This window comes from Pseudomonas sp. Bc-h, from assembly GCF_002080045.1.
Classification (GTDB): domain Bacteria; phylum Pseudomonadota; class Gammaproteobacteria; order Pseudomonadales; family Pseudomonadaceae; genus Aquipseudomonas.
In genome coordinates, this window is sequence record NZ_MUIN01000037.1 from 1 (window position 1) to 596 (window position 596).

The following is a 596-nucleotide window of genomic DNA, read 5'->3' on the forward strand; positions in this document are numbered from 1 at the left end:
CGCTGAGGCCGGCCGAACTTGACGCCGCGCTTTTTAGCAGAGATACGGCCGGCCGAGGTGCGCCCTCTAATCAGCTCGCGTTCAAACTCTGCAATCCCGGCGAAAACCGTCATGACCATTTTGCCTGCTGGCGATGTCGTGTCAGCCCAAGGCTCCGATAACGATTTGAACTTAGCACCAGTTGCTTTGATTCGATCTGCGATTTCTAACAAGTCTCGCGTGGATCGAGCAAGACGGTCTAACCGCCAGACAATCACAACATCACCATTCCTCAGGTTATCTAACAAGCGTTGTATCTCGGGACGTGCCATGCTGGCACCGGAAAGCTTTTCTTTAAACACACGCTCGCATCCGGCTTCTTGCAGGCTCGCCAATTGAATATCCAGGTTCTGGTCGTCCGTTGAGACACGTGCATACCCAATCTTCATACTGAAAACCCCGCCAAAATGTTTTGCAAAACATCTCGCTTAATTTTTGACTTTTGCGAGATACTTATGCAATCTGAAAAGCGTGATGTTACCATCAGCCAATAAAATTCGCGCAAATTACAACTTTTGCAAAGCTGCTAGATAGAAGGCATCCTGTCAAGAAGAAAC

At 48.8% G+C, this 596-nt stretch carries 1 protein-coding gene; it reads right to left on the bottom strand.

The window, feature by feature from the left end:
* Positions 1-428 (bottom strand): recombinase family protein (locus BWR59_RS31725; RefSeq protein WP_143491014.1); only part of this gene is annotated, 428 nt, incomplete at its 3' end.
* Positions 429-596: the final 168 nt, after the last annotated feature.